This is a genomic window from Streptomyces sp. NPDC050485 (assembly GCF_044458185.1).
GTDB lineage: Bacteria > Actinomycetota > Actinomycetes > Streptomycetales > Streptomycetaceae > Streptomyces.
In genome coordinates this window covers 251,318-277,903 of sequence record NZ_JBITHR010000011.1, presented here as the reverse complement: position 1 = coordinate 277,903, position 26,586 = coordinate 251,318, and the positions used below count along the sequence as shown (strand labels likewise).

Annotated in this window: 17 protein-coding genes and 1 pseudogene; 14 read left to right on the top strand and 4 right to left on the bottom strand. The window is 70.4% G+C overall.

The window, feature by feature from the left end:
- The 3 genes and pseudogenes from ACIBK6_RS23570 to ACIBK6_RS23560 all read left to right on the top strand — a co-directional run.
- Positions 1–1,743 (top strand): recombinase family protein (locus ACIBK6_RS23570; RefSeq protein WP_399053276.1); only part of this gene is annotated, 1,743 nt, incomplete at its 5' end.
- Positions 1,744–2,603: 860 nt separating this feature from the next.
- A complete protein-coding gene (locus ACIBK6_RS23565) occupies positions 2,604–3,002 on the top strand; it encodes a hypothetical protein (protein ID WP_399053275.1) in 399 nt (132 codons plus the stop codon).
- 1,076 nt (positions 3,003–4,078) lie between these two features.
- Positions 4,079–4,275 (top strand): annotated as a pseudogene (locus ACIBK6_RS23560) (transposase); the annotation flags it as partial.
- Between the two features lie 324 nt (positions 4,276–4,599).
- Here the strand turns inward: ACIBK6_RS23560 and phsA are convergent.
- Together phsA and ACIBK6_RS23550 are read right to left on the bottom strand one after the other, a co-directional pair.
- Positions 4,600–6,495 (bottom strand): O-aminophenol oxidase PhsA, encoded by a 1,896-nt coding sequence (phsA, locus tag ACIBK6_RS23555; RefSeq protein ID WP_399053274.1) that lies wholly within the window; start codon positions 6,493–6,495, stop codon positions 4,600–4,602.
- 631 nt (positions 6,496–7,126) lie between these two features.
- Positions 7,127–7,990: an NAD(P)H-binding protein gene (locus ACIBK6_RS23550; protein WP_399053273.1), complete on the bottom strand. Its 864-nt coding sequence runs from the start codon at positions 7,988–7,990 to the stop codon at positions 7,127–7,129.
- A gap of 90 nt (positions 7,991–8,080) precedes the next feature.
- Here ACIBK6_RS23550 and ACIBK6_RS23545 point away from each other — a divergent pair, with 90 nt between their 5' ends.
- Together ACIBK6_RS23545 and ACIBK6_RS23540 are read left to right on the top strand one after the other, a co-directional pair.
- Positions 8,081–8,815 (top strand): TetR/AcrR family transcriptional regulator, encoded by a 735-nt coding sequence (locus ACIBK6_RS23545; protein ID WP_399053272.1) that lies wholly within the window; start codon positions 8,081–8,083, stop codon positions 8,813–8,815.
- Between the two features lie 405 nt (positions 8,816–9,220).
- Positions 9,221–9,529 carry a hypothetical protein gene (locus ACIBK6_RS23540; RefSeq protein ID WP_399053271.1) on the top strand — a complete coding sequence of 103 codons (309 nt, stop codon included), beginning with the start codon at positions 9,221–9,223 and terminating at the stop codon, positions 9,527–9,529.
- Positions 9,530–10,256: 727 nt separating this feature from the next.
- Here the strand turns inward: ACIBK6_RS23540 and ACIBK6_RS23535 are convergent.
- A complete protein-coding gene (locus tag ACIBK6_RS23535) occupies positions 10,257–11,174 on the bottom strand; it encodes an NADP-dependent oxidoreductase (RefSeq protein WP_399053270.1) in 918 nt (305 codons plus the stop codon).
- Between the two features lie 364 nt (positions 11,175–11,538).
- Between ACIBK6_RS23535 and ACIBK6_RS23530 the strand changes: the two genes are divergently transcribed.
- Positions 11,539–13,329 (top strand): DUF4157 domain-containing protein, encoded by a 1,791-nt coding sequence (locus ACIBK6_RS23530; protein WP_399053269.1) that lies wholly within the window; start codon positions 11,539–11,541, stop codon positions 13,327–13,329.
- A gap of 324 nt (positions 13,330–13,653) precedes the next feature.
- On the opposite strand, the gene ACIBK6_RS23525 is transcribed toward ACIBK6_RS23530, so the two are convergent.
- On the bottom strand, positions 13,654–14,988 hold the full coding sequence (locus tag ACIBK6_RS23525) for a hydrolytic protein (RefSeq protein WP_399053268.1): 1,335 nt from the start codon (positions 14,986–14,988) through the stop codon (positions 13,654–13,656).
- Positions 14,989–15,286: 298 nt separating this feature from the next.
- Here ACIBK6_RS23525 and ACIBK6_RS23520 point away from each other — a divergent pair, with 298 nt between their 5' ends.
- From ACIBK6_RS23520 to ACIBK6_RS23485, 8 genes are all read left to right on the top strand, one after another.
- Entirely contained in the window at positions 15,287–15,958 is a 672-nt protein-coding gene (locus tag ACIBK6_RS23520) for a response regulator transcription factor (protein WP_399053295.1), read from the top strand.
- 144 nt (positions 15,959–16,102) lie between these two features.
- A complete protein-coding gene (locus tag ACIBK6_RS23515; protein WP_399053267.1) occupies positions 16,103–19,258 on the top strand; it encodes a hypothetical protein in 3,156 nt (1,051 codons plus the stop codon).
- Positions 19,255–19,959, top strand: coding sequence for a DUF4255 domain-containing protein (locus tag ACIBK6_RS23510; RefSeq protein ID WP_399053266.1), 705 nt, complete (start codon positions 19,255–19,257; stop codon positions 19,957–19,959). Before ACIBK6_RS23515 ends, ACIBK6_RS23510 begins: the two co-directional genes overlap by 4 nt.
- On the top strand, positions 19,956–22,097 hold the full coding sequence (locus tag ACIBK6_RS23505) for an ATP-binding protein (RefSeq protein ID WP_399053265.1): 2,142 nt from the start codon (positions 19,956–19,958) through the stop codon (positions 22,095–22,097). The genes ACIBK6_RS23510 and ACIBK6_RS23505 overlap by 4 nt, the downstream gene beginning before the upstream one ends.
- Before the next feature lie 260 nt (positions 22,098–22,357).
- Positions 22,358–23,917, top strand: coding sequence for a phage tail sheath family protein (locus ACIBK6_RS23500; RefSeq protein ID WP_399053264.1), 1,560 nt, complete (start codon positions 22,358–22,360; stop codon positions 23,915–23,917).
- 64 nt (positions 23,918–23,981) lie between these two features.
- Positions 23,982–24,422, top strand: a complete 441-nt coding sequence (locus ACIBK6_RS23495) for a phage tail protein (RefSeq protein WP_399053263.1) — start codon at positions 23,982–23,984, stop codon at positions 24,420–24,422.
- The gene (locus ACIBK6_RS23490; protein WP_399053262.1) at positions 24,419–24,907 is read left to right on the top strand and encodes a hypothetical protein; all 489 of its coding nucleotides are present in this window, start codon (positions 24,419–24,421) and stop codon (positions 24,905–24,907) included. The genes ACIBK6_RS23495 and ACIBK6_RS23490 overlap by 4 nt, the downstream gene beginning before the upstream one ends.
- Positions 24,904–25,062 carry a DUF6760 family protein gene (locus tag ACIBK6_RS23485; RefSeq protein ID WP_388490958.1) on the top strand — a complete coding sequence of 53 codons (159 nt, stop codon included), beginning with the start codon at positions 24,904–24,906 and terminating at the stop codon, positions 25,060–25,062. Before ACIBK6_RS23490 ends, ACIBK6_RS23485 begins: the two co-directional genes overlap by 4 nt.
- The last annotated feature ends 1,524 nt before the right edge of the window (positions 25,063–26,586 follow it).

Genomic DNA, 26,586 nt, shown 5'->3' with positions numbered 1-26,586 from the left:
CCGTTGCTCGGGAACGGGCACGGCGGGTGCGGAGGGCGGTCCGGGGAAACGGGCTGGCCGCAAGGCCAGTACCGCGCCCCGGGCCGACCCTACCTCCTCGGGCTCAAGGGCGCGATGTCAGAGGCCGAACTGCACCTGCTCAAAGCCCGCCTGCAGGGCGGTGTCCTGTCGAAGGCCCGACGCGGGGAACTGGTCAGCCCACTGCCTATCGGCTTCGTCTACGACAGCGCGGACAAGGTCGTACTCGACCCGGACAGCGCCGTCGTGCAGAGCATCCGGCAGGTCTTCGACGCATTCGACGCGGTCGGCTCGGCCAGCGGTGTGGTCAAGGCGTTCAACCAGGAGGGACTGCTGCTGCCCCGGCGACTGGTGTCGGGCCCGGACCGGGGAACGATCGTATGGGGACCGATCGCACACTCCCGAGTGCTGCAGATCCTGCACAACCCCCGCTATGCCGGGGCGTTCTGCTTCGGCCGTCACCGTCGGCAGATGGGCGCCAGCGGCAAGATGGGGATGCGGCTCGTGCCCCACGGCGAGTGGATATCTCTGCTACCCGGGGCCCACCCCGGATACATCACCTTCGAGAAGTACGAAGCCAACCAGGCCAAACTCACCGCCAACGCCGCTGGCCACGGGCACGAACGCCGGGCCGGCCCGCCGCGCGAAGGACCCGCGCTGCTGCAGGGCCTGGTGGTCTGCGGGATCTGCGGGCACCGCATGAGTGTGCGCTACCACCAGCGCAAGGACACGCTCCAGCCCGAGTACCGCTGCCAGGCGGCGGGCATCGAGAACGGGGCCCCAGCCTGCCAGAACGTCCATGGCGCCGGCGTCGACGCCGCGGTCGGGGATCTCCTGGTGCGGGCCCTGACCCCGCTCGCCCTGGAGGCCGCGCTCGCCGTCGCCGATGAGCTGACCGCCCGGGCCGCCGACGCCGACCGGCTGCGGGCCGCCGCGGTGGAACACGCACGCTACCGAGCTGAATTGGCCCGACGCCGCTACCTCGCGGTCGACCCGGACAACCGCCTGGTGGCCGACACCCTGGAAGGCGACTGGAACACCGCACTACGCGAACTGGCCGATGCCACCGAGACGTACGACAAGGCCGCGGCCGCGGCAGCGATCGGTCCCGACGACGCCCAGCGCGCCAGGATCACCGCGCTGGCCAGTGACTTCCCGGCATTGTGGAATGATCCGGCCACCCCCATGAGGGAACGCAAGCGCCTGGTCAGGCTGTTGGTCACCGACGTCACCCTGATCCGGGCCCAGGACATCACCGCGCACGTCAGGCTCCGCGGCGGACAACAGCACACCCTGACGGTGCCCGTTCCCCTGCCCTTCTGGCAGACCCAGCAGACCCGGCCCGGCCTCGTCACCGCCGTCGACCAACTCCTCGAAGAACACACCGACGGTCAGATCGCCGAGATCCTCACCAGCCGGGGCCACGTCAGTGGCAGCGGGCGCCCCCTGAACCGCAGGATCATCCGGAACATCCGCCTCTCCTACGATCTCCGCAGCCATGCCCAGCGCCTTGCCGACCAGGGCATGATCACCGGCCGCGAGATCGCCCGCGAACTAGACGTCCACCCGCAGACCATCGCCACATGGCGGGACGCTGGACTACTTGACTGGTGTGTCGCCAACGACAAGGGCGACTACCTCTACCACCGGCCCGGCCCCGACTTTGTCCGTCCCGCCGCGCGACGGACATCACGATCCCGGCCCGCTCCGACCCCGCACCCGTGACATCGACCGAAAGAGGCGCAGTATGAAACCAACTGTGTCGCGATCGGCCAGCCCATCGCAAGCGCCCGGTCGTAGCGCGAGAACGCTTCCTTACTGGTCAGATAGTGAGCGCAGGAGTCGGCGCCTTGCCGCTGATCAACTGTCAAACCGGCTGCGTCCGCCCGGGTTTCGATCGAGGTGGCGACCCCGCGGGCGCCGACGGTGAGTACGGCCAGGGCCTGGACGGCGGCCCAGTCCTCGGCCGCCGGATCCCCGCTGTCATGGAAGGACCATGCGGCCGAGCAGAGACTCCAACGTGCACGATGTCGATGACGATGTGGACCTTCGTCCTGCGGCGGGCGGCCTCGTCCTGGATCAGCGCCAGTTGGTGTGGGGCACGGTCGACCAGCACGACCCACGGCCGGCGGTGTCCCGGGTCGCGGGATTCGGTCTGGTCGAAAGTGCGGGCAATGATGCTGGGCCAGGTATCGGCGACCGATCCGTCCAGCCATTTGCCCTTCGCTTTCGGTCCTGGCCTCAGCACCCGGCCCCCGCCTCGGCCGCCGGGCGGGGCGATCACATCGTGCGGACGGCGTAGCGCCGGTTCGCAGTCGTAGACGCAGGCCAGCATGGACGTCCGCTTGCGGGCGGACTCCTACTCCGCATGACTCAGCAGGTCCCTGCAGCAGAGCTACACCCATGCGGCCGTAGGGGAAAGGTGCCGGGGCGGGTGGCTGGCCATCATCAGACCAGTGAGTTGAGTGTTGGACTGAATGGGCGCAATTTGTGACGCGTTCTGCAGATCCTCGTTCTAGGGGCGACAGGTTTCCCGCATAGCGCGCCTGTCACCCCTCGCTGATCCACCGAATGGGAGCACAACCGTGATCAAGCAGGTTCTCGCCGGGGCGGCCTTCGCCACCGCCGCAACGATGGCCATCGCCGCGCCCGCCTCGGCGCAAACCACGGGACCCGAGGCTCGGAACATCCCCACCAACGCGCACGAGAGCATCCGCGCCGCCCGTGTCGCTCAGGGCACGACCACGAGCGGCACCGGCACCGGCGCCAGGGACTTCGGGACCCGCAACGGTGACACTGCCATCGCGGGCGATTCGGGCGGCATCCTCAACACCTACGGCGCCCCGCTCATCAACATCGACGCACGCTGCCTGGTCCCGCTGCCCGAAGGCGAGGGCATCGGCGGACACGCCCTCGGCGGCCCCAAGGCCTCGTGCAACGTCGCACCCGTCGACCAGTACCAGGCCCCGCAGAAGCTCCTCTGACCCTTCCACCGCTGACCTTGCCCACACCCCCCTGCCGCGCAGGCTGGCCGCACGCCGGGGGTTGTGGGCACCAGCATGGGGCGGGTGGGCACGTCACCGGGGCATGGCCGTGAGTGCGGCGAAGGAGAGGCGAGAAGCCTCGGCACAGGCATCCGCGGCCTGTAGCGTCCAGCGGGAGCAGCGCACCGTCGTCCCACCCAGCACACCGAACCGATCGTCATCGACGGCCAGTTGCGATCTCTCGGTTTCGTGTCGGCACGCGACCTGCACGTATACCGCCCAACGACAGTACAGGCGCCCCCATCTCTCATCTCATGACAGTGGGAGCACGTACGGCACGTCCCGGGAACCACCCACTGACCAGCGCGCCCGGCCAACACGGGGAAAACGCCCGACTGTCACACCATCCACTGACACGAAGCCAAGAGATCGCATCCAGCAGGCGCAGACCCAGCCCGTGCACGGCTGCCGCCTGGCGGCTCGCCGCCCCTACCGGCCGGAATATGTGAAAGCTGGCCGGGTCACACGGACACTGCCTAAGTCAGCCGAGTAGGCCATGGAGTGAAAGTGAATCCCCCAACCCACTCACGGTCTCCTGTGTCTCGGCAACGGGACCCTCACCGGGTTCGGGCGAGCCCAACAGCTCATCGAGCGCATTGGTCACACTCTTGTCCTGGTTGCTGTTGCTCGTGTTCGGGCTGGGCTTGGCTGGGGCGCTCGCGGCATTGACTGCGGGGGCGCCGAGGGCGAGGAGTGCAGCCGCGCTGACGGCGACCGTAGCGATTCGTCGCATGAACGTACCTTCCTTCTTTTAAATGTGTCCAGATCTGACTACCGCTGTCCAGCCATGGAGACACGGGCGGGTCGCAAGTATCACTCGATTGGGACTGACGAAATGGTCAATCTCGGTCGAGACCAGTAGCCCGACCCGTAAGCCACTCAGCCGCAGAACAAGACCAGAAGGCAGGCAGCAGACCTATCGGACACGGCCTGGCTAGGGCCTGTGTGAGGTTGTGATCAGTTGCTGGGCTCTGTCCTCTTCGTGGGGTGAATCCGGGTAGGACAGAGCATTGGTCGTGACGCGCAGGCAACTCACCGACGCTCGGCGGAAGTTCATCGTGCCCTGCCTGCCGATCGGCAGGTTCGGCCCGTACCCCGACCGGCTGCGGGGGCAGTTCCAGGGGTGATCTGACGGTTCCGGTCGAGTGCCCAGTGGCGGGAGATGCCCGGCGAGTTCGGTCCCCGGGCCACCGTCTACGGTCGCTTCCGAGTCCGGCTTCGACAGCGCCACGCAGGCACCGGACTTCCGCACCGGCGACCCAGCGATCCTCACGCCCGGCCCCACCACCGGCCCGGCAATGCCCGCCGTGGGCTGGCTCGCCGGAGGACAGAGCAATTCGCCCCATCCCTTTCAGGGCTTCCTTGCTGACCGCTGGTTCGAACGACAGATACTGCTTGCCATTCGGGTGGCGGCACCTCCTGGCGCGGAAGGTGAACGGCTCGGGTTACCGCCTCTGAGCAGCTCGGCCCGCGCACAGGGGCGCCCCGATGAATGGAACGGCGCGCCCCAGCGCACGGAGGAAACCGCCTCCCTTGCTCAGCCGGTGTGCCCCTCGTGGCCTCCGTGTCCGCCACTGTGCTCGAACGCCATTGCCTCCTTGGGCATGACGACGAACGGTCGCATCATCCCCATGTCCTCGTGCTCCAGCAGATGGCAGTGGTACATGAACCGCCCGTACGCCCCGACGAACCGGCCCATCACGCGCAGGACTTGACCTCCGGGCACCCGGAACACGTCCTTGTACCCGTGCTCGTTCGGCGCGAGGGGTATCTGCCGCTTCGGGTCGAACGCTACGGGACTGCGCGTACCGCCCACCGTCAGGTCGAACCCGGACACGTCGTACGGGTCGCGGCCGAGGATCTGGAAGTCGGCCAGGTGTATGTGCATCGGGTGCGTGACGGGCGGGTTCACCGCGAGGTTGAGGAAGCTCCATTGTTCGTAGGCACCTTCGGCGATCGTGAAGCCGAGGCCGTCGTTGAAGGTGCGTGCGATGCGGTGGTAGGTCTTGGTCGCGCCGTCCGCGCCGCGTACCTGGATGATGCCGTCGGCCGGGAGCCGCAGGTCCCCGGTGTCCTCGACCTCGGCCATCTCCCACAGCTCCGGGTGCCCGCCGCCGCCCTTCGTGCCGGGCGGGGTCAGCACGACCAGGCGATGGCCGTGCTGAACGTCGTGCGTGATCCTGCGGAACGAACCGGACAGGACGCTCGGCAGCTCGAAGCCGTTGCCCTCGCCCGGCTCCTCCGGGTCCTCGCACGGGCCGACGCGGAACTCCATGACCTGCGGATAGCGCACGCCCCCCGCCACGTCGGGGACGCCGGGTGCCGCGTTCGGCCCCTTGTTGACGAAGCGGACGGACCTGCCCGCGAGTGCCCGGAAGTCGATGAGGAGGTCCATCCGCTCGGCCGGGGCGATCGTGAGCGCGGGCAGGTCGTGGTCGAAGTCGACGGACACGGGGCTCGGCAGGAGTCCCCCGTCGCTGCCGATCTGGCGCAGCACTCCCGGGACCGGCCGGTTGTGCTCGTCGACAAGTACGAGGTCGTAGATGCGCGCGTTGGACGCGTTGACCAGGCGGAAGCGGTACCAGGCCGGGTCCACGTCGGCGTACGGCCAGATGCGACCGTTGACCGTCGTGTACGGGCCGGTGAAGGGCAGCGTCACCGGCTTGCCGGTCTCGGCGTTCTTCGGGTCGACGATGACCGTCTTGTGCAGCAAGCGACCGTTGAGCCGGCCGTCGTCGTCCGTGGCCAGGTTCCGGTCGGCCAGCAGGAGCGGTATCTCCCGCTCACCGGAAGGGAGTTGGAGTGCGTCCTCCTCGTCGTCCCTCAGCAGGTACGTGCCGTACAGACCCGTGTGGACGTTCCACCGGGTGATGTTCATCGCGTGGTCGTGGTACCACCACTGCACCGCCCGGTGGTCGTTCGGGTACTCCGAGAGCTGGGCATCGCCGTACCCCACAGCGTTGTCCGCCCAGCCGTCGTTGCCGCCGCCGGTGCGGGCGCCGTGCAGGTGCGTCACCGTCCAGGCCGGCAGCGCCGCGACGTCCTTGCTGGGCTCCGCGCCGCCGAATCCCGGCTCGGTGGACGGTGAGGGCGCGGCCTGTGGGACCTCGACGGAGGTGACGGGATACTCGCTGCCCTCCGGGACGCGGTTGGTCCACGCGATGCGCACCCTCTGGCCGCGCCGCACCTCGATGGTGGGTCCCGGAACGAAGCCCCCATAGCCCCACATCAGAGTGGGCGGCAGCTGTGGGTGCAGCCGCACCCACGTCGGCCGTACGGCGATCTCCGTCTCCTCGCATACGTCGCCGGCGGCGGGACGCAGCACCGGCGGGACGGGTAACGGCGCGACGTACGGCGTCAGTTCACCGTCCTTCGGAGTCGATGGTGCCTCGCCGGTCAGCCGGTCCGCGATGCGTTCGATGATGTCGGTCAAGATAGAACACCCCCGTGTTCTCGTCTCTCGCACCGCCGCGTGAGTCAACGCGTGCGGTGCCCCCGTCGGGCGGCCCGGTCAACGGCCGCCCTCACATCAAAAGACTCCCGGCACACCACAAAGGTTCCCTGAATCCCTTATTCCGTATTCCGGACGAAAAGCCAGCGGTGGGGTGCTGGTGGCCGACGGTTCCGGGACCGCACGGCAGGGACGGCGACCGCGCACGTAGGCAAGCAGTACCTGGGCTCGGTCGGGAAGATCGATCGAGGTGTGGTCGCAGTGACCGGACGGACGTGCGCCGCAGCACTACGGCGTCGGGGTGCCGGCGAGTGGAGGGATGGGCCGTACCGTTGTACAGCGAGCGCACTGCGGTCAGCGAGATCGCACAGGCCGCCGTCCCCCGGCTGGACCTGCCGGCCGACCGCGAGAAGCGAGACCACCAGGCGTGCGGCAGGGCAGTCGGGCCAGGGCGGCGGCACTGGGACTTCCAGGCGCCGCCCGGTACATGATGATCACTTGCTGCTCGGCGCCGCCGACGGTGAGCGCCTGCTCTCGCGGGGAGGGCTCCCCGGCGACCGGATGCGCGAGCGCTTGAGCTCGTCGGCGACCGAGCCGGTCTCCTGGAGATGGATCACTTGCTGGACAGATGCGTGCGCAGTACCGCGTCCAGGGTGATGGGTTCGCGACCGAGCAAGGTAGCCAATGTCGGGTCGACGGCGGCGAATTCGCCGGCGCGGCTGGCGGCGAAGATGCCCAGCAGATGATCCGCCGCCTCGGCGGGAACGCCGCTGCTCACCAGCTGCCTGCGGAAGTGGGCGTCCGGTGCGGTGACCCTCGTGATCGCGTGGCCGGTGACCTCGGCGGCGATGCGGGCGATGTCGTCGAAGCCGAGCGCGTGCGCCGCTGTGAGCGGCGGCGTGGGGCCGTCGAAGCGGCCTTCGTCGGCCAGGACGGCGGCGGCCGCGTCGGCGAGGTCGCGGTGCGCGGTCCAGCTGACGGGCCCGTCGGCAGGGAGTACGACCTGGCCGGAGTCCAGGGCGTGACCGAGGAACTGCACCGTACTGGCGGCGTAGAAGCCATTGCGCAGAGAGGTGAACGGCACGCCGGAGGCGCGCAGTGCTTCCTCGGTGGCGGCGTGGTCGCGGCACGCCTGGAAGCGCGACGAGGCACTGGCGCCCATGTGGCTGGTGTAGAGGATGCGCCGGGCTCCAGCCGCGACGGCCCCGTCGATCGCGGCACGGTGCTGCCGCACGGCCTCCTCGCCCATCTTGTCGACGGAAACGATGAGCACCTGGGAGGCGCCCCCGAAGGCGTGGGCGAGGCTGGCCGCGTCGGTGAAGCTGCCCTGCCGCACCCGCACCCCCCGGTCGGCGAGAGGCTGTGCCTTCTGCGGGTCGCGGACGCTGACGCCGATCCGGTCCGCCGGCACGCGCGTCAACAACCTCTCGACGATCTGGCGCCCGAGCTGTCCGGTGGCTCCGGTCACGATGATCATGATGCCCTCCAGCGATCCGTTTCCAATGGAATCACTTGAACCGTACCATTGATAATAACGTTGGAATCGCACACGCGCTATCGTTGATTCATGCCATCACGTCCACAGAGCGGGAGCAGCGCTTCCGACGCCGCGGCCATCGGTCGCGAACAGACCCGGCAGCGGGTCATCGAGGCCGCCATCGACTTGCTGACGCGCGGGGGTCGAGACGCCGTCACCACCCGCGCCGTCGCTGATGCGGCGGGTCTGCAGCCGCCGGCCATCTACCGGCTGTTCGGCGACAAGGACGGGCTGCTCGACGCGGTGGCCGAGCACGGCTTCGCCGCGTTTCTCGCCACCAAGCACATCGAACCCGACCCGCGGGACCTCATCGCGGACCTCAGATCCGGCTGGGACGTCGCGGTCGAGTTCGGTCTGACCAATCCCGCCCTGTACACACTCATGTACAGCGAGCCCACCCGTGCCACCTCGGCAGCCTTCAAGGCGGGCATGGAGATCCTGATGGGCCGCATCCGGCGCCTCGCGGCCGGCGGCTGGCTTCGCGTCGACGAGGAACTCGCGGCCCAGATCATCCATGCCACGGCCCGCGGCGCAGTGCTCACCTGGCTGTCCCTGCCGAAGCACCGGCGCAACCCGGCCCTGTTGACCACTCTGCGGGAGTCCATGGTCACCGCCGTAACCAACCAACAGCCAGCCGTACGGGACACCGGCCCGGCCGGCGCCGCTCGCGCCCTGCGCGCCGCACTGCCCGAACAGACACCCCTCAGCAGCGCGGAGCAGCATCTGCTGAGGGAGTGGCTGGACCGCCTCGCCGCCGACGGTTGAGAGACTTGCCGAACCACCGAACGCAGCTCCGGGAACCCTGAGGTGGCTGCACCCTCCAAGGGCGCTGCGAAGCCTGGCTCGCCGCACCCGATGGGTGACCACTCTCAATCGCCAAGGCTCCCCCCGGTCATCGCAGCAGCAGGCGATCGGCGCGGCGCACCATCACGCGGCATGCGGTTTCAGGCCATTTCCAGCGGCGTCCGCCGCCTTGCATGGAAGCCCCGGCCAGGTCGGGGCGGGTGGGGTCCACCGACGGGTGCAGCGCGAACAGGCCTGGCTACCGCAGCCGTTGCAGGCGATGTCAACCGGCTGCGGTATGCCCCAACTCTCGCTGTTGCCTAGGGTCGAGCCGTCGGCGTGCCGCCAGCACGGGCACGCCGCCTGACCGAAATCGGGGAGCAGACCATGAAGAAGTTGATCGCGATCGGGGCTGTCGCAACAGCCCTGTTCGGTTCGGTGGCGGCGGGGACCGCCTCCGCAAGCGTCCCAAGCATGTCGCCCGCGGTGTCGTGTACGACGTGGCACGACGCGGCGGGCCCCGGCAGGGCAGGGCGCTTCCACGCGAACTGCGCCGGCAAGAACGTCTATGTCCAGTCGACGATCAGGTGTTCCGACGGCAGCACCCAGACCAGTGCCTGGCGCTGGGAGTACGCGAAGGCGGAATGCCCCTACGGCAAGGCCTACCGATCCGGTTCCTACCGGACCAAGGCCTGACACCACAGGTCCTGCATCCGGAAGGAACCCACAACCTGCACCTTCCGCTCAGATGCCCCAGTCTCAACGGCGGTTGCCGCTGTTGGCCTGGATCACCTCCGCCAGCCGAGACCGGCACGCGGGACAGCAGGGGTGCGGCAGCCCCGCCGGGACACTCATCCTGGCGGGGCTGTCCGGCGTCTGTGCATGCTGTACGAGGGGGCAGTCCATGACGGCCCCCGTGGTCGTGCCGGTGGTCCTTGATCTGATCACCGCCCCCGAGCCCCAGCCCGAACAGCGGGCCGCCGCGGGTGAGATCGCACAGCCGGATGATGGTCGGCGAATCCACGCGAACCACGGCCCAGGACACCCCTGCTCGGTGTGCCGCAGTCCGCGCCTGGAGCACGGTGCTCGGTCCGGAGCAGTCGAAGAAGGTCACACGCGTGACGCCAGACTGGGCGGGATGGGAACAGGCCGCACGGGCTCAAGTGCGTCGCTTCACAACTCATCCAATCTGCAGGGAAGTTCACAGGCTGCTGCCCCAACCAGGTCAGGGCTGCTCATGCCCCGGACTCCGGTCCGGGCGATCGACTCGCCATCAACTCAACTGAGCGACCATTGCCCCGTCGGCCAACGCCCTCCAACTCCCCCGAGGCCGTAAGCCACGAGCACCCTCGGACCCAACACCCGCGAGCATTGACCGCCTGCGCGAAGTGCGGGTGCTCTCGCCACGGTCGGGCCGTCACGCTCAGGGCAGCAGCACGATCTTGCCCCGGGTGTGCCCCTTCTCCAGTCCCTCGAACGCTGCTCGTACCTCGTCCAGCGGGAACACCGCGGCGATGGGCACCTCCAACTCGCCCTCCGCGACCAGCGATGCCAGCTCCGCGACGACTTCGACGCTGCCCGCCGACGCGTTGCCCTCGGTCTTCACGCCGAACTCCTGAGCAGCGGCGAAGTCGATGACCGTGTCGATCCGCGCCGGGTCCACGCCCAAGTCAAGCGCCAGCTTCACATAGCCGTCGCCGTGGGTGTCGATGAACGCGTCGATGTGATCCGCTTCCTTGCGTAGCCGATCGGCCAGACCCGCGCCGTACGCGACCGGCTTGACCCCGTGGGATGCGAGCCAGGCATGGTTGGCCGGGCCCGCGATGCCGATCACCTCGGCCCCGGCGCGCCTGGCCAGCTGCACGGCCAGGGATCCCACGCCTCCGGCAGCCGCGGACACCACCACCGTGTCGCCCGGCGTGAGCGACACCGCGCGCACGGCCGCGTACGCCGTCGTCCCGGCGACGAAGAGCGCCCCGGCCACTTCCCAGGGGACGCCCGCGGGCTTGGGCGTCAACTCCCCGGCATCCGCGATCACGTACTCGGCGTGGCTGGCCCGCCGATTCGTGAAACCGACCACCTCGTCTCCGGGAGCGAATCCCTCCGCCCCCGCGCCGACCCGTACGACGATTCCCGCGAGGTCACTGCCCTGGCCGGACGGAAAGGTGGCGGGCCAGCGGTCATGCAGGAGCCCCTCGCGGATCTTCGCTTCGCCCGGGTTGATGCCGGCGGCCTTCACCTGGACCAGCACCTCCCCTTCGGCGGGCTCGGGAAGGGGCACGTCCATCACCCGCAGGACGCCGATTCCGCCGTACTCGTCGAACCGCACTGCCTTCGACATGGTCCGCTCCTCGTGTCCGTCACAGCTTGCTTGCCCCACGGACATCAGCGGCCGCTCCCGGTGTATGCCCCCCCCTGCTCGGGTGAGTGGGAGGGAGGCACCCCGGGGACGCACAGCACGGCGCCACCAGAGCGAGTACCCCGGGCAGTCTGCAAGCGGCGCAGGGTGGCGTCCGGCCGGAGCACCGTCGCGGCGGGCGAGTCTCTTGCGGCTGCTGGGAGCTGCTTCCCGCCGTGCAAGGAAGGTGAGGTGTCCCGCCAGGGCACCCTGGACTACCCCTTCCGACTCTGGCCCGGCCCCTACCCGCACCGGCACCATGAAGGGATCGGTTCACCGTCGACGGGATCACGCAGGGAGGCGCCCCGTGCGCGTCGTACAGCAGAAGCAGGGCCCAACTGCCAAAGCGCTGCGGCGGGAGCCGCGCGCCGAGCCGGCGGACCACGCGGCAGAGCGGCCTCCCGCCGGGCTTCTGTCCCCGGCCGCCTTGTTCGACCTCCAGCGCACCGCCGGGAACGCCGCCGCGGTGCGCGCGCTGCAACGACGGGCCCGGCCCCCGCAGAACACCGACGCCTCGGCAGGTGGGCCGGTGGAGCCCTCCACGGTCCCCAAGGTTCTCGGGACCTCCGGCAAGCCGCTCACCGGGGCCGTGCGCACGGACATGGAGACCCGCCTCGGCGCGGACTTCTCCGATGTACGGGTGCACACCGGTGCCGACGCCCAGCGTTCGGCGCAGGAGCTGGGGGCGCGCGCGTACACCTCGGGCAACCACGTGGTCATCGGCGACGGAGGCGGCGACCGGCACACCCTCGCCCACGAGTTGACCCATGTGATCCAGCAGCGTCAGGGGCCCGTCGCGGGCACCGACCACGGCAACGGGCTGCGGGTCAGCGACCCCTCGGACCGCTTCGAGCGGGCCGCCGAGGACAACGCCCGCCGCGTCCTGGCCCGGCCCCTCCCGGCCGCTGTCGACGCCTCTCACGAGGCACCCGGTCATGCGGCGCACCACAGGGCGTCGGCGCAGAGGGTGGCCGCGAACCCCGTTCAGCGCTTCGTCGTCGTCCACCCCGGCGACGCCAACTACCCGAACATGGGCACGCTCGACGCCCAGGGCCAACCCGGGCCCGCCGCACCGGACTTCTTCCCCAGCCAGGAAGAGCGGCCCCGCATCGTCCAGGACCCGCGCACCGGGCCCCGGCAGGCGGACAGCTTCGTGGCGGCCGACGGCAGCCTCAACGTCGTGTACAACGGCCAGGTACCGCTGCGCCTTGCCGAGAAGATGGACCTGGCGGTGGAGCACATCGCCGACGGCCGCCAGGCCAAGACGTTCTTCGCCACATCCGATCGCATCGACAAGGCCAACGCCCAACTGCACGGCAAGGTGCGGCTCGACCAAGGTCAGGGCTATCTGACACTGCAGCGGACCAAACGGTTCCTCAACATCAAGATCATGGACCAGAACTTGACGCTGTGGCAGGTCGAACCCGTGGTGCGCAACCCCGGGCACGGCCAGGCGCCGCAGCGCGGTCTGGATGTGCGGCTCTCGCAGCGCTGCAACGAGATCGCCACTGAGGTCACCTCACGACCCGCACCGCAGTTCACCGGTGAGGATCTGTACTTCGAAGCCATCTTCAAGGTCATCGGCGAGTTGGCGGGCTCAGCCGCGGTCAACGACCTCCGGACGCGGTACGCGGCCGCCAGGAACGCGGCCATCAGAGACCAGAGCATGCTGCCGGGCCTTGCGGCCGTCATCAGCGAAATGATCCAGGGGGTCATGGCGTTCCGCGACAACCCGGCACAACTGCCCCGGCTCCAGGCCGCGTACGAGAAGTTCAAGGTCAACGAGTTCACCGCGAAGGCCGGCGTCGGCGACATCTTCATGATCAAGGGGCTGCGCCCCGACTCCACATCCGGCGGCTTGGACTTCCACTTCGCCTCCGTCGTGGCCAAGAGCGGACGCGACCACGTCACGATGGAGAACTACGCGCGGCACGAGGAAGAGGACACCCTGAGCTCGGGCGACCCTCAGTGGTACTTCCAGATGTACGGGCCCGTGGAGAAGATGCAGACCTTCCACGAGCAGTGGGGCTGGGCGAACCGCTTCACCCCGCAGAGCGGGCAGAACCGTCTCGTCCTGACGATCCTGATGCAGGGCTGATCACGAGGACGAGGCCCGGTGCACGTGCACCGGGCCTCGTTCCGTGGGACGCACGCGCACGGCAACGGTGCCGGGAGGAGTTGCGGATCCGTCAGGTCTGCGGCGGCGGGCCGGAATCAGCGCGGCGAGGCCCGGAGGCTGTCGCGGGGAACCGGTGAGCACACGCATTGAGGGGAAGACTGCATCCGTTCTCTGGTTTCTGTGTTGCGTGGGCGCCTCCTCCTCACGAATTCCGGCCGCAACCCACCATCACGATCCGGCCAATGCCCCGGATCGCCGGTCCGGTTCGGGCGACCGCGACGACCGCTTCATACGGCAGGCCCCTCATCGTCTGACATCGCTCAGCACCCCACTCACGTTCAACACCTCATCGCACCCGGATGCCTGCTTCCCGGTGGCCGGTGTGCCCGGCTTCGCGCACGTCACTTTCGCGGTCACCGTGGCATTCTCGGAGATTTCGATAGGAGTCACCCAGTGGTAGTCCTGGTTGCGGAAGGTCTCCAGAGCGATCGTGGTGATCTTGCGGTCGCCGAAGGTGATGGTCAAAACGCCTTCGTCGCCCTGGAAGTTGGCCACGACGATGTCGGTGATCCCGAAGACCTTGCCGGCCGGGACCTGGTAGACCCCGGTCTTTGTCGCGCCGCCGTCCGTCTGGACGTCGATGGTCGCCGAGCTCTGCTGGCCGCCACCGGCCGTGCCCGGCTCCGGGCTCGATCCGCTACCGCCGCCCGATCCCGTCGCGCCGCTGCCCGAGGGCTTGCCCTGACTGCCGGTTCCCGTGCCGGGCGTGCCGCCCTGCTGGGCGCTCGGGTTCGGGCTCGGTTTGCTGACGGCGTCGTTGGCGGCCTGCTTGGCGGTGCTCTGCACGGCGGGCCGCACCAGCGCGAACCACGCGATCAAGAGCGCCAGGAGCGCGGCCAGCACGGCGAGCAACCACTTCGGGAAGACCGAGAGCTGGACGAACTCGCCGTCCATGGGCGGGTGTTGACCAGCGCCGACCTGTTCACCTGACGGCCGCCCCTTCCCCTCCTCGTCGGAGGCCGTCTCCTCGGCGTGTGCCACATCCACCTGGAACGGCCAGGTGACCGGCTTGCCGAACCAGATCACCTTGCCGGTCCGCACGCGCAGGCGTACCTCGGTGGACTCCCCCGGCTCCAGGCGGGGCCGGCTCGGCGTGAAGCCGAACCGGAGTTCTTCACCTGCTTGTCGGCCGGTGAAGGCGATGCCCGCGGCAGTGTTGCCCTGGTTGCGCACCGCGACCCGGTAGCGCGCGCCGAGCCAGCCGCGCCTGCGCCGCGGCTGGAGTTCCCGCTGCAACTCCCGGAACGCCTCGACGTGGACGGTTGTCTCCGGGACCCGGACCAACTCCGGGTGCTCCGCGGGCAGTACGCGCACGCCGAGCGGAATGTCCCCGGCTCGGACTTCGGGCGAGCGGGGCGGGGCGAGGCGCACGGTCACCGTTTCGGACGTGCCGGGGTACAGCGAGACCCGGGCCGGTTCGACGGTGCTCCACGCCGCGCAGTCACCGACGGTCTCCAGCGTGTAGGCCTCGACGATGTCGCCGTCGTTGCGAACGGTCAGGGTCGTGGTCGCCTCACCGCCGGGCGTCACCGTCACCGGCGGGATTTCAATTTCGGCAGATGCAGCAGATGCGGTCACGCGGTGAACCTAAATGCGATGGCGTCCGTTGCACGAGAGGCAGGAGGGCAATGGCCGGGCAGTCACGGTGCCCCCGTCACGCACCCGGCCCCTGCCCCCACTGTCCGCACCCCGGACCCGCACGGCACGGCACTCACCACCCGCACGACGCACACCACCACACGAAGATCCGCGCCGGCCCCGGTGCGGACGGCTTTTTCCCCCCCACACACGTCTGGACTGGATCTCTAGAAACGAGTACCCATCAATGGCATCACACGACGAGCACAGCACGGTCACCATCCCGGTGCGGTCCCCCATGTCGCCCGAGCTGAGGGCGATGGTGCCCTCCGCCCCCCACACCAAACCCCGTCGCGTCTCCGTGTCCATCTACGCGCAGGACCTGATCCTGCACACCGGCGTCGTCCAACAGCTGCGCCAGCGCCCCGAGGTGGAGCTGCTCGCGGACTCCGAGGCCGACCGCGCGCAGGCCTCACTCGTCGTGGTGGACACCGTGGACGACGACGCCGTCAAACTGCTGCACCGGCTGCGCCACAACACCGCCACCCGGACCGGGCTCGTCGTCGGCTCCTTCGGACTCACAACGCTGCAGACCGTCGTGGAGTCCGGGGTCGCGGCCATTCTGCGGCGGGCGGAGGCCGACCAGGACCGGCTCGTGCAGCTGATCAAGGCCCTCGCGAACAGGGAGGGCATGCTCCCCGGCGACCTGCTCGGCAGGCTCCTCGACCACCTGGGCGGCGTGCAGGGCTCCGTGCTCGACCCGCGCGGGTTCAGCCAGTCCACCCTCACAGCGCGAGAGGCGGACATGCTCCGGCTCGTCGCGGAGGGCCTCGACACCGCCGAGATCGCGCAGAAGACATCGTACTCGGAGCGCACGGTGAAAAACGTCCTGCACGAGGTCACCACCCGTCTGCAGTTACGCAACCGTGCCCACGCGGTCGGATACGCGATGCGGCACGGGCTCATATAGCGGCCCGGTGCCGGGCGGGGCCCTCGCTCCTGCCCTAAAGCGCAAGAGCTCTTCCCCCAGGACAGGCCCCTGCGGCCTGTCCTCGGGCCCGGCCCGGCCCTGAGGGTGGTGCGCGGAGACCCTTCCCAGACTGCGAGGTGGACCGTGATCGGCACCGCTGGCCCCACCGGGCGGCATCAGCTACGCAGAATCGGTGCCGCCCTTCTGCTGCTCGCGCCGCTGCTCGTGGTGAGCGCCGCCTCCGGGCAGGGCCTCGGCGGCCGGGCCGAGGCGGCGGACGCGGCGGCGCCGAGCGCCGGGCGGGTCGCGTACGCCGGTACGGAGCACCGCAGCCTCGGCGAGGTCAGTACGACCACGTCGAGCACGCCCGTGTTCGGCGCCGGGCCGGCCCACTTTGACCAACACCCCGCCGCGCACGGCGACATGACGGTCTTCACCAGCTTGCGCGACGACGTGAAGCCGCAGGTCTACCTGCGCGACGCGACCGGCGCCGTGCGCAAGCTGACGACCGGGCGCGACGCCGCGCATCCGCGCCTCACCCCGGACGGAACGTCGGTGGTGTTCGACTCGGCGGAGCCGGGCGGCCCCGCGGGACAGACGCAGCGGGACCTGTGGCTGGTGCGCACCGACGGCTCCGGGCTGCGCAGACTCACCGACTCCCCCGCCGACGAGGCCTCGCCCACCGTGTCGCCCGACGGCACCCGCATCGCGTACACGAGCGACTCCGATCCCGTGCGCGGCTCGCAGATCTACACGCGGGCACTGGACGGCGGCACAGCGACCCTCCTCACCGGCGCCCTGGCCGGGCAGGCGACCGAGCCGGTGTGGAACCCGGTGGACGACCCCGCCCACCGTGACCTCGTCGCCTACACGTTCACCGCGAGCGGGCAGCGGAACCCGAGCCTGCGCGTCACCGACGGCAAGGGCACCGACGGCTCACTCCTCGCTGGCGCGGCCGCCAACTGGCGTACCAGGAGCGCAAGTTGGCTGCCCGATGGCAACGGTCTGCTCTTCCTCAGTCCCGATCGAGCCTGTGGCTGCGAGGGCGACTGGGACCACGTCTACCGGACCCAGGCACACGCGACGGATCCGCCGACGCTGGTCCTCAGCGAGAACCGCGCGGTCGACTCACCTACCTGGCTCGGCCCCCTCAACGGCGGCAAGGTGATCGTCGCGCGCACCTCCGCGCCCGCGGTGCACGTCGCGACGCTCCAGGACGCGCGGCAGGACGGCTCGGACCCCCGCGATCTCGGGCTGGCCATCCTCAAGGAGGACCCGGCGGCCGACACGAACACCGACCCGGCCCTCGATCCGCTCTTCAACCCCGCTGCCGGGTACGACCCTTGGGACGAGCGGCAGAACTACACTCCGGACGGACGGCGGATCGTCCTGACGCGTTTCGAGGACGTGCAGAACAGCAGGATCGAGCGGATCTGGCTCGCCGACGCCGACGGATCGCACGCCGCGCCGATGCCGATCGCGGGGCGCGGCCCGAAGGACTGGGACACCGACCCGACCTTCTCCCCGGACGGCAGGTTCCTCGCTTTCACCAGGACGTCCCCCGGCGGGGCCGGCAGTGCCTCGGGGCCCGGCCGCGTCCTGATCGCCGACACGGCGACCGGGGCGATCGTCCACGAACTCACGCCTCCCGCAGGTCAGGCGGCAGGCGGCGACGCACAGCCCACCTGGTCCTCGGACGGCACCACGATCGCGTTCACCCGCAATGCGGTGATCAACGGGGGCGGCGGCAACAAGCACATCTGGACCGTGCCGGTGAACGCCCTCGACCAGCAGAAGGACTTCAGCGCAACGATCTGCCCCGGCTCCTGTGACGTGATCGACGACAGCCCGGCGTTCTCGCCGGACGGGCGCACCCTCGCGTTCAACCGCAAGGACGGCGGCGGCCGCGTCAACGAGCGCGACGGCCTCCTCGTCGCGTCCGTCACGGGCGGCGACTGCAAGGTCGTGGCCCCCGCGGGTCTCGGCGGCACCCCGGACGCCTGCCGTCAGCCGCTGCCCGACACCTCCGTGACCGGGCCGTTCCAGCCGCGCGACGTGGCCTGGTGCGCCGACGGCAAGACGCTGGTGTTCAGCTCCCGCAGGGGGCTGGCCCCGAACGAGCCGGAGGCCCTTCAGTCGCTGGACCTGATGACCGGGGGCGTCGGCTGGCTCACCAAGACGCTGCCCGGACGGCAGAAGGAGCCGAGCGTCCAGCAGTCCGTCGACCTGGCCGTGCACGCACCCGCCAGGCTGCCGTCTCTCACAGTCGGTTCGTCCACCTCGACCACCGTCACCGTCGTCAACAACGGCCCCGCGGCTTCTCCCGGCACGGTGTTCACCGCGGCGCCGCCCTCGGGCCTGCGCATCGACGGGCTCACCAGCCCGGCCGGGACGTGTCCCGCCGGTTCCCTCCAGTGCGACCTGGGTGTCATCGCACCCGGCGCGAGCGTGCCCGTCACCGTGCGGGTGACCGGCGTGAGCACCGGCGACCAGCACATCGGCTGGTCCGTCAACGGCGCCGTCCTCGACCCCAACCCGACGGACAACGCCTCGGAGACCGTCGTGCCCGTCACCCCCGTGACACAGCCTCCGACCACACCGCCGACGACACCGCCGACGACACCGCCCACACCTCCGGCGCCGCCCCCGCCCACTGCGGGCCCCGGCGTGACCGTCACCGCGCAACCGAACCCCGGCTACGTCGGCGGCCACGTCGTGGTCACCTACACGGTCCGCAACGGCCGCAACGCTCTTGCCACCGGGCTGCGCCTCGCGCTCGGACTGCCCCCGGACATCCCCCACGGAGCGCCGCCGGCCGGCTGCGACGCCTCCCTCCAGTGCGCCCTGCCCGATCTGCCCCAGGGCGCCTCGGCCGTCGTACGCGTCGTCCTCAGCCCGCAACACGCCGAGCGCACCCAGGTCACCGGGACCCTCACCACGACGGGCACGGACGCCAACCCGAACGACAACGTCGCCCGTACGCCGCTGCGCATCCTCCAGCCGCGCATCGTCGCCGTGCCTCCCATCGGCAAACCCGGATTCGTGACCTCGGTGCGCGGCAAGGACTTCCCGCCCGGCGCGCCCGTCGCCTTCACCTGGCAGCCGGGCATCACGGCGGCGGCCGCTCCGACGCTCCCCGGCCCGGACGGGACGTTCATCGGCCAGCTCCTGATCCTCACCAAGGACCAGACGGGACCCCGCCTCATCACCGCCGCAGGTCCGGGCTTCAGCCCCGTCACGACGAAGTTCCTCGTGGTGACGGGCAGCGTGCAGCCGCCCGACGAGGTGGAGCGCCGATGATCCACGAAGTCGACGAGGGGCTGCGGCTGCTGCTCGCCGAGGCGGGCCTGGAGGACGCGGGGGTGGACCTCGTCTTCGACGCCCCGACCCGGGACTGGTCCGCGCGCCGCAACGCCCCGACGGTCAGCGTGTTCCTGTACGGCATCCGGGAGGACGCCGCGCGGCGGCGCTCCGGCACGGCCGAGGAGTACGACACCGACGGCCTGGTCGTCGCATGGCGCACACCGCCACGCTGGTTCGAGCTGACCTACCTGGTCACGGCGTGGACCAACCGCCCACAGGACGAACACCGGCTGCTCTCCCAGGTGTTGCGGCGCCTGATCGCCCAGGAGATGCTGCCCAAACGGGTGCTCACCGGCTCCCTCGCCGAACTCGGCCTCACCGTCCCCCTGTTCGCGGGGGGCGGCCCCGACGGTCCGTCGGCCCACGACGTGTGGTCGGCGCTCGGCGGTGAGCTCAAGGCCTCGATCAGCCTGACGGTCATCGCGCCGCTGTCCGGTGACAGCACACCGGCGGGGCCGCCGGTCACCGAGGGCCTCATCGTCAAGTCCGTCGCCTCGTCCGCGGGCACCGACGACGACGTACCGGGGCGGCAGTTGCGCTACGCGGGCATCCGCGACCCGGGGCCCGACGGGTTCTCGTCGCCGCGCGAGCGCAGGCCCACGCCCGCGCGGCGCCGTCGCGGAGGGCGTCAGGAATGAGCCAGGCCGTTCATGTGCTGTCCGGCACGGAGCCCTTCGGGGCCGACGACCACCTCTGGACGCGGCTGCGGCTCGTCGAGCAGCGGGTGCGCGAGGCGGTGGCCGCGCGCCGCGCCGTCGACCCCGACCCGGACGACCCGTACCGGGGCCAGTACCTCACGCCCGAGGCGGTCCAGCGGATCCTCGACGAGTCCCCCGCGTCGGGCTCCGTCACCGGTGACTGGGTCGCGCCCCCGCCCGGGTCGGTCCTGCACGAACTGGCCGCCGCGTTCGGCCTGTCCCCGCTCGATGTGGAACTGCTGCTCGTCGCGGTGGCGCCCGACCTCGACGCGCGCTTCGAGCGGCTCTACGGCTACCTCAACGACGACCTCAGCCGGCGCAGGCCCACCGTCGGCCTGGCCCTTGAGCTGTGCGGTCGGCCGGCCGCGGGCGCGGGGCGCTTCCGTCTCACGCCGTCCGCGCCGCTCGTAGCGGGCGGTCTCATAGAGATCGCTGAGCCTCAACACCCCTACCTCTCCCGGGTGTTGAGGGTGCCGGATCGGGTGACGGCGCACCTGCTCGGGGACCAGGAACCGGACGTGCGGCTGCTCGGCGTGCTCCGCGCTCAGCGCGGTCGCACGACATGCCTCGCCGAGCCGTACGACGACGACAGTCATCGCGTGGCGGCCGCCGCCCGCACCGGCAGTGGCCTGGTCCACCTGCTGGACCGGGGCGGCGACGCCGGGCGTCTCGCGGTCGACTCGCTCCTGGCTGCGGGGCGCCGTCCGCTGGTCCTCGACGTCCCCGCCCTCGTCGCGGAGACCGCCAACGCGGCCGCGGCCCACGTCCCGGCCGGCCATCTGCCGCGCGTCGTGGCCACCGAGGCCAGGCTGAGCGCTGGCGGCATCGTCCTCGGGCCGCTCGAAGCCCTCGAACCAAAACTCCCCGAACGGGCCGCTCTGCTCAGGGAGTTGTGTGCGGCGGCCGACGGAATCCCGCTCATCACGTACGGCAGAAAGGGCTGGGACCCGCTGTGGGCGGCGGAGAGCCCCGTGCGCATCACCGTGGCTCCGCCGTCACCGGAGCAGGTCACCAGGCAGTGGCGGCGGGCACTGAGCCAGGCGGCCGAGACCATCGGGGCCGCGCACCCCGCGCCGGCCGACGAGCTCGTCGGCGCGCTCGCCGCCCACCGCCTCGACTCCGGCCAGGTGCGCCGGGCCGCGACCGTCGCCACCCGGGTCGCCGCCATCGCCGGGCGCCCCGTGACGGCGGCCGACCTGCGCGACGCCGTACGGGCCCAGAACGGCGCAGGTCTTGAGCGCCTGACCCGACGGATCGAGCCCGCGGTGGACTGGGACGATCTCGTACTCCCTGCGGCCACGCGACGGCAGCTCGGTGAGCTCGCGCTGCGCGCCCGGAACCGGGAGCTGGTGCTCGGGCAGTGGCGGATGCGGCCGGGCGGCGGGCGCGGCCATGGGGTCATCGCCCTGTTCGCCGGCGAGTCGGGCACGGGCAAGACCATGTCGGCCGAGGTCATCGCCGCCGACCTCGGCATGGAGCTGTACGTTGTCGACCTGTCGACCATCGTGGACAAGTACATCGGTGAGACCGAGAAGAACCTGGAACGCATCTTCGCCGAGGCCTCCGAGGCGAACGGGGTGCTGCTCTTCGACGAGGCGGACGCGATCTTCGGCAAGCGCTCGCAGGTCAAGGACGCGCACGACCGGCACGCCAACATGGGGTCGGCATATCTGCTCCAGCGCATGGAGTCCTTCGACGGCATCGCCGTGCTCACCACCAATCTACGCGCCAACCTTGACGAGGCGTTCACACGGCGCCTGGACGTGGTCGCGGAGTTCCCGATGCCCGATGTGCGACAGCGCCGCGCCCTGTGGGACCAGTGCCTCGGCACCGAGCTGCCGCGCGACGAGGAGCTCGACCTCGACTTCTGCGCGGAGCGCTTCGAGCTGGCCGGCGGGTCGATCCGCGCCTGCACGGTCACTGCCGCGTATCTCGCGGCCGATGCGGGCCGACCGCTCGGCATGGCGCAGGTCGTGACGGCCGTCCTGCAGGAGTACCGCAAGCTCGGACGGCTCGTCCTGGAGACCGAGTTCGGGCCCTGGCTTGACGAGGCCCACCGGGAGCCGACCCGTTCCTAGAGCCGTCGGCTCTGCCCCGTGCCGACGCGCAGCTGCACCTCGGGGACAGTTGCGGCTGCCCCGTCAGGCCGTGCGAGGCCGCAGTGCGCCGGGCCGCGGGGGTGAGATCACGCACGACGCCGTCGGAGCGGCTGAAGGACGTACCCGGAAAAGGCAGTGACTCTGCCCCCGACCTGGGACTCCGAGGCCTGTCGCGCGGCGGCGCCGCCTCCCAGACTCGGAAGTGACGGAAGTGACCGCCGACGTATTAGGGAGCGAGCATGCCTTCGTACCTCACCCCGGGCGTGTACGTGGAAGAGGTGCAGTCCGGTGCGAGGCCGATCGAAGGAGTCGGCACCGCGGTCGCTGCCTTCGTCGGCTTCGCGGAGACCGGACCGTTCCATCAGCCGACCCTGGTGACCAACTGGGACCAGTACGTGCAGACGTTCGGCGGCTTCACTCCGGACACCTATCTCGCCCACTCGGTCTACGGCTACTTCGCCAACGGCGGCGGCACCGCCTATGTCGTCCGCGTCGGCGGGTCCGCCGACGGCTCCTCCCCCAACCGCGGCCCGGCGGCCGTCGAGGCGGCGCCCGAACCCGTCGCGCTCGCCGGCTTCCTCTTCGCCGCGCTGCCCGGGGCCGGTTCCGGCCTGTCCCTGGAGATCACCGACCCCGACGGGGAGAACCCGCCCGAGGACCGCTTCAGACTGCTGGTGCACCAGGGCGGCAAGGTCGCCGAGAGCTACGATCTCTCCAGCCGCAAGAACGTCAAGGGCTACGTCCTCACGCAACTGCGGGAGTCGAAGCTCATCACCGTCACCGAGCAGCGGGGCGCGACGCAGAACCGCCCGCAGAGCCAGACCGTCGCGCTCCCCTCCGTCCCGGCCCCGCCGCCCGCCACGACCTCCTCGTCCCACGGCATCGCCCGCCTCGACCCCACCGAGTACGTCGGTGACGCGACGGCCCGCACCGGGTTCTCCGGGCTCGAAGCCATCGACGAGATCACGATGGTCATCGTTCCGGACCTGATGAGCGCCCATCAGCGGGGCGACATCGACGCCGAGGGCCTCAGGACCGTGCAGCTCGCGGTGATCTCGCACTGCGAGCAGATGGGTGACCGGGTCGCCGTCCTGGACACCCCACCCGACCTCAACGCCCAGCAGGTACGCACCTGGCGCAACGACGAGGCCGGGTACGACTCCCGCTATGCCGCCCTGTACTACCCGTGGATCAGCGTGTTCGACCCCGCGACCGGCCGGAACACCACGGTGCCGCCGAGCGGTCACGTGGCCGGCGTGTGGGCGCGCAGCGACGCCGAGCGCGGCGTGCACAAGGCACCCGCCAACGAGGTCATCCGCGGCGCGGTCGACCTCGACCTCCGGATCAGCAAGGGCGAGCAGGACCTCCTCAACCCGATCGGCGTCAACTGCATCCGGGCCTTCCCCGGGCGCGGCATCCGGATCTGGGGTGCGCGCACCCTCTCCTCGGACCCGGCCTGGCGCTACCTGAATGTCCGCCGACTCTTCAACTACATCGAGGAGTCCATCCTGTTGGGCACCCAGTGGGTCGTCTTCGAGCCCAACGACGACCGTCTCTGGGCGAGCATCCGGCGCAATATCGGCGCGTTCCTCACCGAGGAGTGGCGGCGTGGCTCGCTCTTCGGCCAGAACGCGGACGAAGCCTTCTACGTCAAGTGCGACCGGCAGAACAACCCGCAGGAGTCGATCGACCTCGGCCAGGTCATCTGCGAGATCGGGGTCGCCCCCGTCAAGCCCGCCGAGTTCGTGATCTTCCGCCTCTCGCAGTTCTCCGACAGCACCAGTCTCGTCGACGAGTGAACCGCGGATCCCGGCAGCCCCGAACCCGACCGGCCGTACCCCGGATGAAAGGTGATCCACAGCAATGGCAAATGGTGACGCCCTCACTACTCACGTCTTCGGCCTGCAACTCGGCGGAATTCTGGTCGAGTTGATCCAGGAGGTCAGCGGAGTCTCCGTCGAGGAAGACGTCGTGGAGATCAAGCAGAACACCGACCGGGGCGAGAACATCATCCGCAAGCAGCCCGGGGCGAGGAAGGCCGGTGAGATCACGATCACCCGGGGACTCGACAAGAGCAGCGAGTTCACCAAGTGGATCAAGGAGACCTTGAACAAGGGCGCGATCAACTCCGCGCGCCAGAACATCACCATCGAGTACAAGGACACCGAGAAGCAGACCGTCCGCCGTGTCAACCTCAAGAACGGCTGGGTGAGCAAGTGGGAGGGCCCCTCCCTCAAGGCCGGTGAGTCCTCGGCGGCCACCGAGACCGTGACGATCCAGTTCGAGGAGATCGAGGTCGAATGAGGCGTCGCACCGTTTCGTCGGGCAGCCTGGAAGAGTTCCTGGACTCCTCGGACGCCGCGCAGGAGCCGACGCAGGCTCCCGCATCGCCGTCGCGCTCCGCATCGCGTCGCCAGAACCCCGGCACGGAATTCGAGTTCGAGCTGCCGCGCGGCTACGTCGACGAGGACGGAAACGTGCATCGGCACGGCTCGATGCGCCTCGCCACCGCGCGTGACGAGCTCCGCCCGCAGATCGACTTGCGGGTCAAGGAGAACCCGGCCTATCTGAGTGTGGTGCTGCTGAGCCAGGTCGTCACCCGGCTCGGGGACATCAAGGACGTGCACGCCGGGATAGTGGAGCAGATGTACGCCACGGACGTCGCGTTCCTCCAGGACTTCTACCGGCGCATCAACAGCGAGGGCCACACGCACGCCGCGGTGACCTGCCCGCTGTGCAGTGGTTCGTTCGAGGTGGACTTCTCGGGTGGGCGCCTGGGGGAATCGTGACGTACGCGCTCCCCCGCCTGCGGGAGGAACTCGCGTACGTGGCCTATCACTTCCACTGGCAGCGTGAGGACATCCTCGACCTCACCCACGCCGAGCGTCAGCAGTGGGTACGAGAGATTGCGCGGATCAACACCCGTGCGAACGAAGGCGGTTGATCGGATGGGGTTCTGGGACAGGTTCCGTCGCGCCACGGACCGGCCGGTCCAGGGGTCCGCCGCGGGCCGGCCTCATCGGACATCTGCCCAGGACCCTGGGCCGTCCTCCGAGCCCGGCCCGTCCCGGTCTCATCAGCCCGGCGACTGGGACGGCGGCTGGCGACAGGTCGCCCCGCCGACGGTCACGGTCGCGCGCTCGGCGCGCGGCGTCAGCGACGGACTGCGGTTCCGCTCGCAACTCGCCGTGTGGCAGAACCCCTCCTTCGGCACGGACCTCGGGCACGCGGTCGTACCGGACGCCCCCGTCGGCCTGATCCACGGGGTCACCCGCCCGTCGACCGCCCGCGGCACGGCGACCGACGGCGGGCCGCTGCTCTTGCGCGCGGTGCAGCGGCAGACCCGGCCCGACGCCGAACCCGAGCCTTCCGGCAGCCCGGACGCCGGTGGTTCTGCGGCCACGCACGTACGCCGTTCCGCCCGAGCCACCAAACCCGGGAGCACCGGGAACCCCGGGAACACGGCGACAGCGGGACGAGGCACCAGCGCGAGCCCGTCACACCTGCGGCGAGACATCGGCACAGATGCCGCACTCGCGGGCGGTGAAGGCACCACGGGTGGCGTGCGCTCGCTCCGGAGCGACATGCCCAGCGGTGCGGACACACCTGCCGTACGTCCGCAGCCCGGCACCGACGCCCTCGTACTCCCCCGACGGCAGCTCCGTACGGCCCTCTCACCCTCCGTGCGACAAGGCGCAGTTCGACATGACGGCGCCGCGCCCGCGCCTCCCGTCGAGGCCGCCGGTGCACCCTCGCCCTCGGCACCCGGAGGCGAGAGCGGGCCGACCCGGCCGCGACCGGCTGGTCCCGATCTGACCCTCGCGCTGCGCCCGGCCATGCAGTTGCGCAGGGTGCCGGCCTTCCCGCCGCAGGCTCCCGCGACGACGTCTGGCGGAGGTGCGGGAGGTGTCACGGCACACCTCGGCGACGGCGCGGGCGCGGCACCACCTTCGAGCGGCCCCGCCCAGTCACCCCGGACCACGGGGCCAGCGCCCGGTACGGCTCCCGCGACGGCGGACATCCAGCTCAGCCCAGCGCCCTCTCCCGTTCCTCCGCCCACCCCGCACGCGCGACCCGTACTGGGTGAGCCGGCGCCTGAACTACCCAGCGGGGACGGTCCGTTGACCCCCTCCGAGTCCAGCCCGACCACCGTCACCCCCGACGCCGACTCAACGGCGCCGCCCCCACCCATGCCCCTCGCGCAACACCTCACCGACCCCGCACCCACAACACCCACGTTGGGCAACCCATCCGGTGCGCCCACTCGCCCAACGCCGGACATCCAGCGCAGCCCGGCGCCCGAAGCCGCCCCTGCCCCTGCCCCTGCCCCTGAGCAGGACATGCCCGCGCGGCCCCCACTCAGTGCATCAAGGCATGAACTGCCCAACCATGCCGCTCCGTTGCGCTTCCCCGCACCCGCTCCCTGCCCCCCAGACATCCAGCGCAGCACCGCGCCCTCCCCCTCCCC